This is a genomic window from Pseudomonas sp. UFMG81, assembly GCF_015354575.1.
Taxonomy (GTDB): domain Bacteria; phylum Pseudomonadota; class Gammaproteobacteria; order Pseudomonadales; family Pseudomonadaceae; genus Aquipseudomonas.
This window is the reverse complement of the sequence record NZ_JACAFQ010000034.1, coordinates 97817-113232: the sequence shown is the minus strand read 5'-3', so window position 1 is coordinate 113232 and position 15416 is coordinate 97817. Positions and strand designations below refer to the sequence as shown.

The window sequence follows — 15416 nt, the reverse complement described above, 5'->3', positions numbered from 1 at the left end:
CTTGAGGCCTAATAACCCCTGAAGATCTCACCAATGCTCGCGACCGGATGCCCCATCTGCGCTGCCGCTGCGCGATTGGCGACTGCGGGTTTGGGGGCGTAGACGGCGGTCAGGAACATGGCCAGCGTCAGGGTAGCCAGGATAAAACCAAAGCGGCGCATAGGAGCCTCCAGCGTTTTTTGTTGTAGTTGTTGCTGTCGAGTCTGGTCCGTGGCGCCGGCAAAAGCTTGATAAAGTGCGCCACAAAACAACCCTTTCGTGCGGCTTTTAAAGGCCATCCCTTTCAAGGTGTTCGCGTGAGGGCCGCCAAGTGTTCGGCGGGAGTNTTGCAGCGCTCNTGAGATCGAGCGCCGCCCGCGCGGCGCATCGCTGGCAAGCCAGCTCCCACATNTGTTNCGGGCCAGTTACTCCTGGTCCATCTCCACTGTCCGCCTTGTCTGTACGACGCGGTTTTAGCGTTGGCGCTGATGCCGCCCCACCATACTCAGGCATGCACCAAGGCGGACAGTGAAGACCTCACAGATATAATTGGCCCGAAACAGATGTGGGAGCTGGCTTGCCAGCGATGCGCCGCGCGGGCGGCGCTCGATCTCATGGGCGCTGCAAACCTGTCGGCATGCACCTGGTGGCCCTCATGCGATCTCAGGCGCGAACAGCTGAGTGGCGGCCACGATGTCCCGATCGCCATAACCCATCGACATTGCCCGATGACCCACCTGGCACACGGCGTCGAACACCGGCGTCCAGGCACCGCTTGCCTGCATGGCCTGGCCAATCTCTGCGAAGGCACCGGCGTGCACGTCGAGCCTTGCCTGGTCACCGGCGAAATCTTGCTGTTCCAAGCGCTGCACGGCGTCTTCAAGTGCATCGGCGACGAAAAACCGCGAAGTGTCGAGGATCAGCCGGGCCATCTTGGCAACCGGCATGCCAAACGCCTGGCTGGCGCCCACGGCTTCGTAGAACGCCACCATCGCGGCAAACGAATGGGCATGCAGCAGGGCGGCGAACGCGTAGGTTTCCTCCCAGGGCAGGAACAGGGTATGGCCGGCCAGCACTTGCAGCAGTGCGCGATGCTGCTCGAAGGCTTGCCGCTCGCCGGTATGGATGCAGTAGCTTTCGGGGTGGCCGACGTTGCGCGGGTAGGCCACGATCATGCCCTTGACGTAGTGACCGCCCGCACGGTTGACGAGCGCCTGGAGCGCCATGCTCTCTTCCTGGGATTCGGTGGTGTAATTGACGACCGTGCGGTTGGCCAGTGCTGGGGTCACGCTGGCAGATCCCAGAACCTCCAGTACCGCCGCATTGTCCAGCAGCACCAGGATGGTGACCGGGCTCGCCGCGAGCGCGGCGTGCGCACTGTCGCAGAGGTGGGCGCCGGCAGCCACGAGCGCCTGTGCCTTGGCGGGCGACCGATTCCATACCGCTACCCGCTTGCCTTGCTTGAGCAACGCTTGCGCCATGATCGTGCCCATGGCCCCAAGCCCCACAACGGATACGTCAAAGCCTGAACAGGCATCAACTGGGTTTTGCATGATTCAACACTCCTGGTTTCTTGTTCTATTCACAGAATGCTCTGCGACCGGGCCCAGCCGGTTGCGTCGTCCAAGGTCTTGGCGAATGCGCTGAAAATGGCCTCCACCTCGTCTTCTGTCGTGATCAGCGGTGGGCAGAAGGCGATCGTGTCGTAGATAGCGCGGATGATCAGCCCGTGCTTGTGGGCCTGTTTGAACACGTAGCCGCCCAAGATCCCGGGTGAGGCGAACGGTTGGCGGGTGGCCTTGTCGACGACCAGTTCGATACCGCCCAGCAGCCCGACGCCGCGCACATTGCCCACCAATGGATGGTCTTCGAAGTCGCGCAGCCGGCGCTGGAACACCGGGGCCAGGCGCTGGACATGGCCGATAAGGTCGCGCTCTTCGATGATCCGGATGTTTTCCAGGGCCACCGCGGTGGCGACCGGATGGCCCGTGCAGGTCAGGCCATGGGCGAATGCCCCCAGGCGCTGGCTCTGGCTGACCAGGACGTCATGGATGGCATCGGACACCAGCACGGCCGCCAGGGGTTGGTAGGACGAGGTCAGTTGCTTGGAGACCACCATGATATCGGGCTGGATACCGTACAACTGCGAACCGAACATCGTGCCAAGCCGGCCGAAGCCGGTGATGATTTCGTCGATCACCACGAGGACGCCGTAGCGTTTGCACACCGCCTGGATCGCCGCCCAGTAGCCTTGGGGAGGGGGGATCACGCCGCCTGCCGCGATCACCGGCTCGCCGATGAACGCTGCGATGGTTTCCGGCCCCTCGGCCAGGATGTAGCGCTCAAGCTCACTCGCCAGGCGCGCCGAAAAGGCTTCTTCGGTTTCCCCTGGCCGGGCAAATCGGTAGAAGTTTGGGCAGGTCAGGTGATGAACCGGGAGGGATGGCAGGTCGAAGTCACGGTGCATCGACGGGATGCCGGTGAGGCTGGCGGCGGCGACGGTGGCGCCGTGATAGGCCTGCTGGCGGGAAATGAATTTCTTCCTGGCGGGCCTGCCCAGTGCGTTGTTCACGTACCAGACCATCTTCACCACCGAGTCGTTGGCCTCGGAACCCGAATTGGTGAAGAACACATGGTTCAGATCACCAGGTGCAAGCGCGGCCAGCTTGGCGGCGAGTGCCGCCGCCGGTGCGTTGGTCTTGTGGCTGAAGCTGTGGTAGTAGGGCAGTTGCTTGAACTGCTCGACAGCGGCGTCTATCAGGCGCTGTTCACTGAAGCCCAGGGCAACGCTCCACAAGCCCGACATGGCTTCGATATAGGCATTGCCCTGGTCATCGAAGACCTGTACGCCGTCGCCGCGGGTGATCACCAGTGGCCCGACCTCTCGGTGCAGGGCCAGGTTGGTGTTGGGGTGAATGAGTGCAGCCAGATCGTTCTGAACGGTTGAAGCGTGGGTGCTCATTGGCTCATGTTCCTGTCGCAGGGCGAGGGTTGCCCGCAGGTGAGCAGGTGGCGTGCGCCCGGGGCGCACGCCTGGGCCCTGCAGTTACTGGCGAAGCGCTGCCGCGACCGCCTCGCCGAAAGCGTTCAGGCCTGCTTCGAGCTGGTCGGTCGGGGTGTTCACCGGTGGCATCAGCTTGATGATTTCGCCGTTCGGGCCGCAGCGGTCGACCAGCACGCCCGCTTGCAGCACGCGTTGCTGGGCATCTTTGGCCAAGGCCACGTTGCCGCGGCCGAAATCGATGCCGGCGATCATGCCGCGCGAGCGCGCGGAGGCGACGCCCGGGATCTCGGCGAAACCGGCAACCGCACGGGTCATGGCCGCGCTGTTGTCGGCCAGCAGCTTGAGGAACTGCGCGTCGCGCCAATAGCCGAGCGCGATCTGTGCGGTCAGGAACGCCAGCTGGTTGCCGCGGAAAGTGCCGATGTGATCGCCCGGCTCCCACACATCCAGCCCGGCACGGATCAACACGATCGCCATCGGCAGGCCAAAGCCGCCGATGGATTTCGCGCAGGTGATCAGGTCCGGCACGATCCCGGAGCGCTCGAAACCAAAGAAATCGCCCGTGCGGCCGCAGCCGGCCTGGATCTCGTCACAGATGAGCACCACCCCGTGATCGCGGGTCCATTGGCGCAAGCGCTGCAACCACAGGTTGGAGGCCGGGTAGACACCGGCCTGGATCTGCACTGACTCGACGATCACCGCGGCCGGCAGTTCCGATCCGCTGCCCTGGTCGTTGGCCAGGCGCTCGAGGAAGCCAATGCTGTCGAACTCACCGTAAGGGCTGTCTTCGTACGGTACGAACACCACGTCTGTGGACAGCCCGGGGCCCCGGCGGGTGCGGTTGCCGGTGACGGCCAGCGCGCCGGCAGTCATACCGTGGTACGCACCATGGAACGATACGACCTTGGTGCGCCCGGTTGCCTTGCGCGCCAGCTTCAATGCCGCCTCAACGGCGTCGGCACCGGTCGGGCCGGTGAACTGCACCTTGTAGTCCCAGCCGCGTGGCTGGAACAGGTCACGCTCGATCGCCTCGAGGAACTGGCGCTTGGTGGTGGTGTGCAGGTCCAGGGCATGGGTCACGCCGTTGGCCGACAGGTAGGCGATCAACGCATCGCGCATGCGCGGGTCGTTGTGGCCGTAGTTGAGGGCGCCGGCACCGGCGAAGAAGTCCAGGTACTCGCGGCCATCCTCGCCGCGGATCTTGCTGCCCTGGGCGGTATCGAACACCAGCGGCAGGTCGCGGCAGTACATCCGCACGTTGGACTCAAGCCTTTCGAACGTCTCGATGTTGCTCATGCATAACCTCTTGCAATGATGGGGTGTCGTGGGGCGGTCAGTGCTTGAACATCACGTGGCGGACCACGGTGTAGTCTTCCAGGCCGTACATGGACAGGTCCTTGCCATACCCCGACAGCTTCACGCCGCCATGGGGCATCTCGCTCACCAGCATGAAGTGGGTGTTGACCCAGGTGCAGCCGTACTGCAGGCGGGCGGCCAGGCGATGGGCGCGCCCCACGTCGGCGGTCCACACCGAGGAAGCCAGGCCGTAATCCGATTCATTGGCCCATGCCAGTACCTGGGCTTCGTCCTCGAAGGGTGAGACGGTGACCACCGGGCCGAAGATTTCCCGGCACACCACCTCATCCTCTTGGCGGGTTCCGGCCAGCACCGTGGGCTCGAAGAAGAACCCGGCACCAGCGGCGCGCTTGCCGCCGGTGACCACCTCGATATGGGGCAGCTCCCGGGCACGGTTGACGAAGCCCTCGACACGCGCCAGGTGCTCCTGGGTGATCAGCGGGCCCATTTCGGTTGCGGGGTCGTCCTGCAACCCGCACTGGATGCTGGACACGGCTTCGCCGAGCTTGCGAACGAATTCTGCGTAGACCGCTTTCTGCACATAGAGGCGGCAGGCGGCGGTACAGTCCTGGCCGGCGTTGTAGAAGCCAAAGGCGCGGATACCCTCGACGGCGGCGTCGATGTCGGCATCGTCGAAAATCAGCACCGGCGCCTTGCCACCCAGCTCCATGTGCATGCGCTTCACGCTGTCGGCGGTGCCTTCGATGATCCGGCTGCCGGTACGCACGGAACCGGTCAGCGACACCATGCGCACCTGGGCGTGGCTGGTCAGCGGTTCACCCACCGTGGCGCCGCGCCCATGAACGATGTTGACCACCCCGGCGGGGAAGATCTCGGCGAGCAACTCGCCCAGTTTCAAAGTGCTCATCGGGGTGTGTTCGGAGGGCTTGAGGACCACGGTGTTGCCGCCGGCCAAGGCCGGGCCGAGCTTCCACGCCGCCATCAGCAAGGGGTAGTTCCACGGTGCGATGGAGGCGACCACACCGACCGCGTCGCGGCGGATCATCGAGGTGTGCCCCGGGATGTACTCGCCCGCCGCCGAGCCTTGCAGGCAGCGAACGGCGCCGGCGAAGAAGCGGAACACATCCGACACGGCGGGCAGTTCATCCTGCAGCACGGCGGTGAACGGCTTGCCGCAGTTGTCCGCCTCCAGGCGTGCGAACTCAGGGGCCAGGGCGTCGATACGGTCGGCGAGGGCGAGCAGCAGTGCCGCACGGTCCTTGGGCGGTGTTTGCGACCAGGTTTCGAAGGCTGCATCCGCGCTTTGCACCGCGGCATGCACCTGGGCGTGGCTGGCCTCGTTGGTGTGTACCAGGACGCTACCCAGGGACGGGTTGTACACGGCCAGGTCGTCGCCTTCGCCGGCCACCAGGGCGCCATTGATCAGGAGCTTTGTTTGCATGTCGATTCTCGTCTTTGCACGGCAAGGCCTGTGGCCTGCCTTGGGATTGTCGTCAGAGCGTTCGAGGGGAAACAGGGGCGCTACGCCAGGGCGTCGGGCACCGGGTTGCGGAACAGGCTGGTCCGGCAGGCGAGGTAGACCAGCCCCAGGCCGAGCCAGCAACTGCCCATGATCAGCGCGTCTTTATCCAGGCTGACCAGCATCCAGCCGGCCGTGACCAGGCCGATGAGCGGGAAGAGCACCCCGCGCAGCAGCCCGGCGCCGTCCTTGACGCGTGCATCAAAGGTGAGGCGCAAGGCGCACAGGTTGACGGCGGTGAAGGCGAGGAAGGCGCCGAAGTTGACCAGGGAGGTCGCGGTGGCGATGGTCAAGAAAAACCCGGCGGTGCCGAACACACCGCACAGCAGGATGTTGAAGGCCGGGGTCTTGTAGCGAGGGTGCAGCGCGCCGAACAGCCGGCGGGGCAGTTGGTTGTCCCGGCCAAGGGCGTAGAGCAGCCGGCCCACGCTGGCCTGGAACGACATCCCCGCCGCGAAGTGGGCGACGATGATGCCGGCCAGGACCACGGCGAAGAACAGGTCGCCGCCGATCATCCGGGCAATCTCGAATGCGGCCCCATCCACAAGTTCGAATGTGGGGGAGGGGTGCGCCAGGTACATGAAGTACGACGAGCCAACGTAGACCGAGCCGCCGATCAAGGCGACCAACAGGATGGCGCGCGGCAGCGTGCGGCCAGGGTCGCGGGTTTCCTCGCTCAGCGTGGACAGCGCGTCAAAGCCCAGGAACGAGTATGCGGCAATGGCGGCGCCGGCCATGCTGGTGGCGAACGGCACGTCCTGGTTGAAGAACGGCTTGGCCGACAGCAGCCCGCCCGGGCCGTTGGCTGCCACGATGTAGTGCACGCACAGGCCGATGAACACGACGATGATGACCAGTTGCACCACCATCAACAGCACGTTGAAGCGGTTGGCCACCTGGATGCCGAGCACATTGAGCAGCGAGGTGCAGACGATGAAGCCGGTGATCCACACCCACTGGGGCACCTCGGGGAACGCCATGTTGAGGTAGCTGGCGCCGAGCAACCAGATCAGCATCGGGATGAAGAAATAGTCGAGCAGGGCGGCCCAGCCCACCATGAAGCCGAGGTTGGCGTTGAGCATCTTGCGGGTGTAGGTGTAGGCCGAACCTGCCACCGGGAACACCCTGACCAGTCGGCCGTAGCTCAAGGCCGTGAACACCACGCCGGTGGCAGCGATCAGGTAGGCCGTGGCCGTGGTGTTGCCGCTGGCCTGGGTGATCACGCCATAGGTGCCGAAGACGATCAGCGGGGCCAGGAAGGCCAGGCCGAACAGCAGCACGGAAAACGGGCCCAGGGTGCGCCTCAACGAGGCGCCTGAGGTTGACTGACTCATGACGGTGCCCTCTTACGCGACGAAGTGGTAAGCGGTGGTGATGATGTCGTGGTAGGCCTCTACGGACATCGCCTTGGCATTGCTGGCGTCCGAGAAGTTCTGCTTGGACTTTTCGGCAATGGTCAGGAAGTCGTCCTCGCGCACGCCCTTGACCTCGGCGAAACGAGGGATGCCCAGGTCCTTGCTCATCTGGAACAGGTGGCCCACAGCGGCCTCGGCGGCGTCGACCGGCGACAATGTCGGGTCGATCCCCAGCGCGTAGGCGACCTGGGCATGGCGGACGATATCGGCATCACGGTTGTGGCCGAACACGAAGGGCAGGAAGATCGCGTTGCCCACGCCGTGGGGCGTGTCGTACAGGCCACCGATGGCTTCGGAAATGCAGTGCACACTGCCGACGTCGGCGTTGCCGAAGGCCATGCCGGCGATCAGGCTGGCCACCAGCATCTGCTCCCGGGCCGCCCGGTTGTCGGGCTCCTGCACGGCCGCCTTGAGGTGCTGGCTGATCAGGCGGATGGCATGCAGCGCCAGGCCGTCGCTGATCGGGTTCGCCACGCGGCAGGTGTAGGCTTCGATGGCATGGGTCAGGGCATCCATGCCGGTCGCGGCGGCAATCGACGATGGCAGCGTGTCGGTGATATGGGAGTCGAGCAGTGCCAGTACCGGGCCGATGCGGTAGTCCAGCACGTTCATCTTGAAGTGGCGGGCGGTGTCGGTGATCACCGAGAAGCAGGTCACTTCGCTGCCGGTGCCGGCCGTGGTCGGGATGGCGACGATAGGTGGGATGGCGTGCTTGAGGGTGAATGACCCTTCGTAGTCCTCGATACGGCCGTCGTGGGTGAGCAGCAGGCTGATGGCCTTGGCCGCATCCATCGCGCTGCCGCCGCCTACTGCCAGCAGGCCATCGATACCCGTGCCCCGAAAGCGCTGGGCGGTGTGGTTGATGTCTTCGCTGCGCGGGTTGGCCTTGATGTCCGCCACTTCCTCGTAGGCGATGCCGGCCTTGTCGAGGCTTGCGTAGACGCTGTCCAGCAGGCCTGCGGCCTTGACCCCGGCATCGGTCACGATCAGCACGCGAGCCAGGCCGAGTTCGCGCAGGTGTTCACCGGTGCGTGCGCGCAGGTCGGGTTCCATCACGATTTTGCTGGGGAGTAAGAACTTGAATTCCATACGTACCTCTTGCTCAATTGTTGTCATTGTCGAAAGGGCAGTGGAGGAGCACCCGCGCCTGGCCGTGGTCAACGGCTCAGGCGTGTGCTGTGGGCCTGGCGGGTACGCACAGGCCGGAATCTTGTTGTTTTTGGGCCTTGCTCAAGCGTGTTGCGAAAAGCTTCCAGCGGAATAAAAAGAGGGGCGACCAAGCGACGCGCCCCTAAAAGAAAATCGGTGTTAGCGCATGTGCCCCGACAGCAGGGACAGCAGCGTGCCCGACAGGCACGTCGGAAAGTCATGCCCCATGCCAGGCAGCAGCACCAGGTTGGCGCCGCGAATCGCCGACGCCGTGGCGAACCCGCCATTGGTGGCGACCATGAGGTCTTTGTCGCCATGAATGACCAGCGTCGGGCAACGAATCTGCTGCAACTCCTGGGTACGGTCACCAGAGTTGATGATCGCGCCGATCTGCCTGGCGGTGCCGAGGTTGCTGGCCTCACCGCCACCTCGCGGCCAGGCCTGCGTGGCGTAGTCACGCAAGGCCGGCTCGTTCCACTCCAGCCTCGAACCGATCACTCCCATGATGTCCACGTAGTCGCGCACGCTTTCGTGCTGGTTGCGCGGTGGCCGGCGCAACAGTTGGAACAGGGCTTTGAGCGCCGGCTGGCCGACCCGCAGCGACCCTGTGGTGGAGAAGATCGAGGTCAGGGTGCTGACACGTTCGGGGTAACGCGCGGCGAGGGTCTGGGCGATCATGCCGCCCATCGACATCCCCACCACGTGCGCCGTTTCCAGCTTCAAGCTATCCATGAGCCCGACCACATCGTTGGCCATGTCGCCCAGGTCATAGCCGGGCGTGCGCTTGCGCAGGAACTGCTGCAGGGTCGTGGGGGGCGTCACATCGGTGAAGAACGAACGGCCCGCGTCACGGTTGTCCAGGGTGATGACCCGCAAGCCTTGCGCGACCAGCCCGTCGATGAGCGCCTGCGGCCAGTAGGTCAATTGCAGGCCGAGGCCGACGATGAGCAGGACCGTCGGATCGGCTTCGTCGCCATGGCTGCGATAGCAGAGCTTGCGCTCGCCCGCCAGCTCGCAGAAACGATCAGTGCTCATCGGCGGCTACCTTGCTGCTGCAACTGCACACCGGCGTGCAAGGGCGCCTGGGGTACTGCGGTGAACTTCAGGCTCTTGTCGGCCACCGTGCCGCGGCGCAGCAGCTTGACGTCGCGGAAGTAATCCATCGACATCACCCAGGGTTCGCACGGGCCCTGGCGGGGCATGCTGTCCAACGCGCGCTGCACGTAGCCGGCACCGAAGTCGAGCAAGGGGCGGGTTTCGATGCCATCCGGCGCCTTGGGCTCGCAGACGTTGTAGCCTTCGCGTTCCATCAAGCCCAGCAAGCGGCAGAAGTGGTCGCACAGCAGGCAGACTTTCAAGGTCCAGGACGAGTTGGTGTAGCCCACCGCGAAGGCGAAGTTGGGCACACCGGAGAGCATCATGCCTTTGTAGGCCAGGGTCTGGCTCAACACCACCGGCTTGCCGTCCTTGTACAGGCTGATGCCACCGAACAGCTGCACGTTCAGCCCCGTGGCGGTGACGATGATGTCGGCCTTGAGCATCTTGCCTGACTTGAGCAATACACCGAACTCGGTGAAGCGCTCGATATGGTCGGTGACGATGTCGGCTTTGCCCGCGCTGATGGCTTTGAACAGATCGCCTTCGGGCACCGAGCACAGGCGCTGGTCCCAAGGGTTGTAGGGCGGGTTGAAATGCTCGTCGACCGGGTAGTCTTTGGGCAGCTCCTTGCGGGTCAGCCACAGCAGCAGTTTTTTCGAAAGCTTCGGGAAGCGCTGGCAGAAGCCCCAGAAGGCCAGAGTGATCTTGGCGTTCTTGTAGCGCGTCAGGGAATAGGCGGTTTGCGCGGGCAGGACCTTGCGCAGGAACGCTGCCACCCCATCATTGGCCGGTTGGTTGATGATGTAGGAGGGCGTGCGCTGCAGCATGGTGATGCTGGCGACCTTGTCGGCCATGGCTGGAATCAGGGTTACCGCGGTTGCGCCACTGCCGATGACCACGACGCGTTTGCCGCTGTAGTCGAGGTTTTCCGGCCAGTGTTGCGGATGGATGATCTGGCCCTTGAACTGCTCGGTGCCTTCGAAGCGAGGGGTGAAACCCTGGTCGTAGCGGTAGTAGCCACCTGCGCTGAACAGCCAGCGGCATTCGAGGGTGCGGACCTGCGCCGTCTGGCCATCCTCGATGCGCACCGCCCACAGGCCCTTTTCGCTTTGCCAGTTGGCCGAGATGACTTTCTGCTGGTACTGGATGAAGGGGGCCAGCTGGTGCTCGTCGATGGCTTCGCCCAGGTACTCGAGAATATCCGCGGCGTCCGCCAGGGACTTGGCCTTGGTCCAGGGCTTGAAGTCGAAACCGAAGGTGTACAGGTCCGAGTCGGAGCGGATGCCGGGGTAACGGAACAGGTCCCAGGTACCCCCCATGCGCTCGCGGGACTCGAGGATGGCAAAGGTCTTGTGCGGTTGATTGCGTCGCAGGTAGGCCGCCGCGCCGATGCCAGACACACCGGCGCCAATGATCAAAATATCGAGCGGCTCAACCGGAAGAGCAGTGTGAGAGGACATCTCGCCTCCTGATTATTGTGTTATAGAGACTGATCTATTGACTTGATCATGTGACCAGAATAGGGCGGCCAACGGTGCGGGACAAGGTGCAAAATGCACCAGGTCGCTACCGTTTTAGGATGATTTGCACATGGGTGGGTGGCGCAACGCTGATTTTCGCGATGTCTTGCGCAGCTCTTCTGTAGGAGCGGCCTTGCGCCGCGAAAGGGCTGCATAGCAGCCCCAGCGATTTGTGCCGTTGCCGAGAACCTGGGGCCGCTTCGTAGCCCTTTCGCGGCACAAGGCCGCTCCTACAAGGGGGCGGATGCGCTGCGCTTAAACGCAGCACAGCGCATCCGCAGGGTGCCTCAGTAACTGGCCACCAGCAGCTTGACCGCCTGGCAGGCCGTGTCGGTCTCGGCCTCCAGGCGCGCGCGGTCGCCGTGGGCGGACCAGGCGAGCATCAAGCCGTCGAACAGGTTGATCAGCAGGCGGCTGATGGTGGTCAGTGCGGCCTGGTCCAGCGCGCCGTCGGTGACTTTCACGATGGCCTGCTGGGCCGCGTCGAGGGAGACGGCATAGATCTTGGTCGCCATCTCCGGGTTGTTGCGCAGGTTCCAGCAAAACAGTTCGAACTGGGTGGTGGCCATTTCCGGGTGGGCGGTGAACCAGTTGACCAGCTGGCGCAACATTTCCCCCACCGATTCCGCTGCCGTGGCGCCTGTCGGCACGTGTTGCAACGATTGTTGCGGCATGTTGATCAAGGACTCGTAGACCGCATAGAACAACTCGTCCTTGGTGTGGAAGACGTAGTGCAACGACGCCAGGGGCGAGTCTGCCGCCGCGGCGATACGCCGGGTGGTGGCGTTGGCCACGCCATGTTCCGCGATCACCTTCACGGTGGCCTCGATGAAGTCCTGCCTGCGCTCATCAGCGCCAATCCGAGCCATTGAGTTCTCCCTATTCGGTAGTGCCGCCAGCCCTCTGGTCGGGCGTCGGCGGTGACGAATGCTATCGCAAGGTCATGCCTGGATCCATGAGTCGATGCAATCCCATGCCCTGCAGATAGCACAGCACGAAAATTAGTTTAATCAAACGACTTGATCAGTTGACCATGTTCGGTAATGATGAGTTCTCCACCGTGTCATCGCTGGACGACGGTCGCGAACACTGTGGTTGGCACCGGGTGGGCTGAGCCGGATTGCCGAGGCTCACTGGATAGAACAACGACAAAACCAGATAGGTAGAACGCAGATGGATACACGAGAACTCTCGACGGTCGGCAGCGATGCCTCGGTCGAGCAAGTGGTGGAGATCATCCGGCGTGACGGTGGGGTCATCATTAGTGACTTCGTCTCGCCCGCCACGCTGAAGGCCCTCACCGAAGAGCTGGACACCTACTTGAAGGCCACGCCTTGCGGCGTCGACCCTTACTTCGCAGGCACGCAGACCCGGCGTGTCGCCCGTATCATCGGGCGCAGCGGCACGGCGGTGGAGGTGGCGCTGAGCCCGCTGTTCATCGATACGGCCAGGCAGATCCTGCAAACACCTACCCATGTCTGGGTCGGGAGCGACCGCATCGAGGTCACGCCCGATATTCAATTGAGCATTACCCAGGCCATCCAGATCGGGCCGGGCCAGGGCCTCCAGCCCCTGCACCGCGACGATGCCACGTCGCTGTGGCGCCACCCCCAGTACGGGCGTGAGGCCCGTCTGCAGATGATGCTGGCCATCTCGGATTTCACCGATGAGAACGGCGCGACGCGGGTCATCCCCGGTAGTCATCTATGGGATGACGAGCGCATGCCGACCCAGGAAGAAACCGTCGCCGCGCAAATGAAGGCAGGCTCGGCGTTGCTGTGGATGGGGTCGGTGTATCACGGCGGCGGTGCCAACAGGTCCGACGCGCCACGCACCGGCCTGACCATGGCCTATGACCTGGCCTTCCTGCGCCTTGAAGAGAATCACTTCCTGTCCATTCCCGTCGAACGCGTTCGCCAGCTCCCAGCAGAAATGCAACGCCTGCTGGGCTGGAGTGCCAGCTCCACATTGCTGGGCTGGGTAGAAATCGATGGCCAGATGCGCGACCCGCAAGAGCTGTTGGGCATGGCGGACTTCGTCGAGCCGGGCAAAGGGTTCTGACGCGCCTGGGCCGCCAGGGGGCGGCCCAGGGTGCAAGCCACAGTTTTCGGGAGCCATGTAAATGAACGCGTTGAACAATGCAGCCCGTGGTGATGCAGCGCCGTTGAAGTTTCGCAGTCTGGGTGGATGGGTGGAGCGGCCGGGCGATTTGCAGCCAACGCTCGAAGCAAACGTGCAGGCCGATGTCATCGTGGTCGGCGCCGGTTTTGCCGGCCTGTCGACCGCGCTGGAGCTGAGGGCGCGCGGGGCGGATGTGATCCTGCTGGAGCAGGATTTCGCCGGCTTCGGTGCCAGCGGGCGAAATGCGGGCTACCTGCTGGGCAGCATGGGCATCGAATACGATATGTTCGTCAAACGCGTGGGCGTGGAGCAGGCCACGCAGTTCGTCAGGTTCTATGACGAGGCGGTGCCCTACGTGGAAGGTCGATTCAAGACCTTGGGCATCGACTGTGACTACAACCCTTCGGGCGTGCTCCGGGCCGGTGTTCATCCCAGCCAGGAGAAGCGCTTGCGGGAAAACATGGCGCTGGGTCAGAAACTGGGGGCGGCCAGCCGCTTCGTGGACGGTGCCGAGATGCGTGCGCGGGGCATCCCCGAAGCCTTTCTGTTCGCCGCCGAGCAGTGTGGCGGCACCCTGAACCCCGGTAAGTACATCGGCGGCCTGCGGCGCGCGGCCATCGAGGCGGGGGTGAAACTCTACGAGCGCACGCCGTTGCTGTCGTTCAGCGAAGGGCCGGTCATTACCTGCAAGACCGCGCATGGCAGTGCAACCGCCCCGGTGATGGTGCTGGCCACCAACGCCTATACCCCGCAGCTGGGGGTGTTGCGCAACAAGGTTGCGGCCATTCGCGTGTCGGCAATCGAAACCCAACCGTTGTCGCCGCAGCAGTTGGCTACCCTCGGCTGGCAAGGGCGGGAAGGGATCATCACGCCGCACTACACCATGGAGAGCCACCGCCTGACGGCGCACGGCACGATGGTGTTGACCGTCAAGAAACTAGGGTATGCCTACGGTTCGAAGACGCCCAATATCCCGGACCATGGCGCCTACACGGCATTGGCACAGATGCTGCGCGAGCGCTATCCGGCATTGCAGGGCCTGGGCCTCAAGCACTGCTGGAGTGGCTACGTCAGTGGCGCCTACGACTTCCTGCCGGTGATCGGTGCCATGGGCGCGAAACAGAACATTTACTACACCACCGGCTGCTCGGGCCACGGGCTGGGCACCCAGTCGTTGATCGGCAAGCTGTTTGCCGAGCAAATCAACGGCCAGGCGCCTGAACTGCTGGCGGCACTGCAACACAAGACCCCCTCCATGCTGCCTGAACCCTTGCACTGGTGCGCCGTTCACGCTGCCTTTGCGGCGGCCAAGGTGCTGGATGACTGGACCGATAGAAAAGTGCGTAAAGACAAGGCCAGAAAGGGCTGATTGTATTTGATGTACTTGCTCTATGCCCCGTAATTGTAGAACTACGGCGCGATCCTTTTGACAGAGGCTGTTATCGTGGAACTCATAGATTTATTTGCGTTGATCGCATGCGTGCTGCTGGTGCTGAGTGGCTTGGGGTATGGTGTTGCATTTATCCGGCGCAAGAATTATCTGCTGGGCGTGGAGTTTTTGATTGTCGGTATTTCCGCAACAAATTTTACGACGTTCATCGCCACGGGGTGGCAAGCCAATTATAGCGTCGCCCTTTTTCTGGATGCGTTTTCCCGCGGGGTCGGCGTGCCGATTATTGCAACGCTCGGGTTGATGGCCGTGACGCACAATTACAAGCCGTCGCGGGCGAAGGACGTGATATTGTTTGTGGCTGCTTTTGCCGCGACGGCCATTTACTACCTGTGGCCGGGCTTTAAAGAGTTACTGCCTTATTTCTATGTATTGATGTGGTCGTTCTACACGTTGTTCCTGGTCTACTTTATCGGGCGACTGCTACGTGCCGGCGAGTCTCTGCACGCGCTGGCCACCCTGCTGGGAGGGGCGGCGGGGCTGACGATCGCGCTGCGGTATGACTTCTACCCGATCCCCGGGGATGACACGAAGATGATCTTCATGACCTGTGCCTTCCTGACCTGGTCCTATTCGATTGTGCAGTTGTTCTATGCCTATGGGGCACTTCAGCGTTCACGGAAAGTGTCCTCGCATGCCGTGCTCAATCCCAGCTAAGTTGTGGGGTAGGGCTCAAGTTCTGGTTGGATGATTTATTGAGTAGCTGTTATTACTCCATGGCGGGCGACAGCCTGCTTTTTTTACCGCCCTTAGGGGCGGTTTTTTTATGGGTGAATCATTCGCGTTGATAATGGGCTTGGGTAAGCGAAATATATAGGTGGCTCGGCGCGATACGTGGCGAGTC

At 63.1% G+C, this 15416-nt stretch carries 13 protein-coding genes; 3 read left to right on the top strand and 10 right to left on the bottom strand.

Features of this window, described 5'->3' with window-relative positions; all coding sequences use genetic code 11:
- Nucleotides 1-8: 8 nt before the first annotated feature.
- The 10 genes from IX761_RS21425 to IX761_RS21380 all read right to left on the bottom strand — a co-directional run bounded on the left by IX761_RS21425 (nt 9) and on the right by IX761_RS21380 (nt 11870).
- Entirely contained in the window at nt 9-287 is a 279-nt protein-coding gene (locus IX761_RS21425) for a hypothetical protein (protein ID WP_194791507.1), read from the bottom strand.
- Between the two features lie 345 nt (nt 288-632).
- The gene (locus IX761_RS21420; RefSeq protein ID WP_194791506.1) at nt 633-1532 is read right to left on the bottom strand and encodes an NAD(P)-dependent oxidoreductase; all 900 of its coding nucleotides are present in this window, start codon (nt 1530-1532) and stop codon (nt 633-635) included.
- Between the two features lie 29 nt (nt 1533-1561).
- A complete protein-coding gene (locus IX761_RS21415; RefSeq protein ID WP_194791505.1) occupies nt 1562-2941 on the bottom strand; it encodes an aspartate aminotransferase family protein in 1380 nt (459 codons plus the stop codon).
- An 84-nt stretch (nt 2942-3025) separates the two neighbouring features.
- Entirely contained in the window at nt 3026-4279 is a 1254-nt protein-coding gene (locus IX761_RS21410) for a diaminobutyrate--2-oxoglutarate transaminase (protein WP_194791504.1), read from the bottom strand.
- A gap of 37 nt (nt 4280-4316) precedes the next feature.
- Nucleotides 4317-5741 carry a gamma-aminobutyraldehyde dehydrogenase gene (locus IX761_RS21405; RefSeq protein WP_194791503.1) on the bottom strand — a complete coding sequence of 475 codons (1425 nt, stop codon included), beginning with the start codon at nt 5739-5741 and terminating at the stop codon, nt 4317-4319.
- Between the two features lie 80 nt (nt 5742-5821).
- Nucleotides 5822-7153: an APC family permease gene (locus tag IX761_RS21400; protein ID WP_194791502.1), complete on the bottom strand. Its 1332-nt coding sequence runs from the start codon at nt 7151-7153 to the stop codon at nt 5822-5824.
- A gap of 12 nt (nt 7154-7165) precedes the next feature.
- Nucleotides 7166-8323 (bottom strand): iron-containing alcohol dehydrogenase, encoded by a 1158-nt coding sequence (locus IX761_RS21395; RefSeq protein WP_194791501.1) that lies wholly within the window; start codon nt 8321-8323, stop codon nt 7166-7168.
- A gap of 219 nt (nt 8324-8542) precedes the next feature.
- Nucleotides 8543-9418: an alpha/beta fold hydrolase gene (locus tag IX761_RS21390; protein WP_194791500.1), complete on the bottom strand. Its 876-nt coding sequence runs from the start codon at nt 9416-9418 to the stop codon at nt 8543-8545.
- Complete coding sequence (locus tag IX761_RS21385) at nt 9415-10941, bottom strand: flavin-containing monooxygenase (protein WP_194791499.1); 1527 nt, start codon at nt 10939-10941, stop codon at nt 9415-9417. The genes IX761_RS21390 and IX761_RS21385 overlap by 4 nt, the downstream gene beginning before the upstream one ends.
- Before the next feature lie 347 nt (nt 10942-11288).
- Nucleotides 11289-11870, bottom strand: a complete 582-nt coding sequence (locus tag IX761_RS21380) for a TetR/AcrR family transcriptional regulator (RefSeq protein ID WP_194791498.1) — start codon at nt 11868-11870, stop codon at nt 11289-11291.
- A gap of 304 nt (nt 11871-12174) precedes the next feature.
- Between IX761_RS21380 and IX761_RS21375 the strand changes: the two genes are divergently transcribed.
- The 3 genes from IX761_RS21375 to IX761_RS21365 all read left to right on the top strand — a co-directional run bounded on the left by IX761_RS21375 (nt 12175) and on the right by IX761_RS21365 (nt 15229).
- Nucleotides 12175-13062 (top strand): phytanoyl-CoA dioxygenase family protein, encoded by an 888-nt coding sequence (locus IX761_RS21375; protein WP_194791497.1) that lies wholly within the window; start codon nt 12175-12177, stop codon nt 13060-13062.
- Nucleotides 13063-13123: 61 nt separating this feature from the next.
- Nucleotides 13124-14491: an NAD(P)/FAD-dependent oxidoreductase gene (locus IX761_RS21370; RefSeq protein ID WP_194791496.1), complete on the top strand. Its 1368-nt coding sequence runs from the start codon at nt 13124-13126 to the stop codon at nt 14489-14491.
- Between the two features lie 75 nt (nt 14492-14566).
- A complete protein-coding gene (locus IX761_RS21365; protein WP_194791495.1) occupies nt 14567-15229 on the top strand; it encodes a hypothetical protein in 663 nt (220 codons plus the stop codon).
- The last annotated feature ends 187 nt before the right edge of the window (nt 15230-15416 follow it).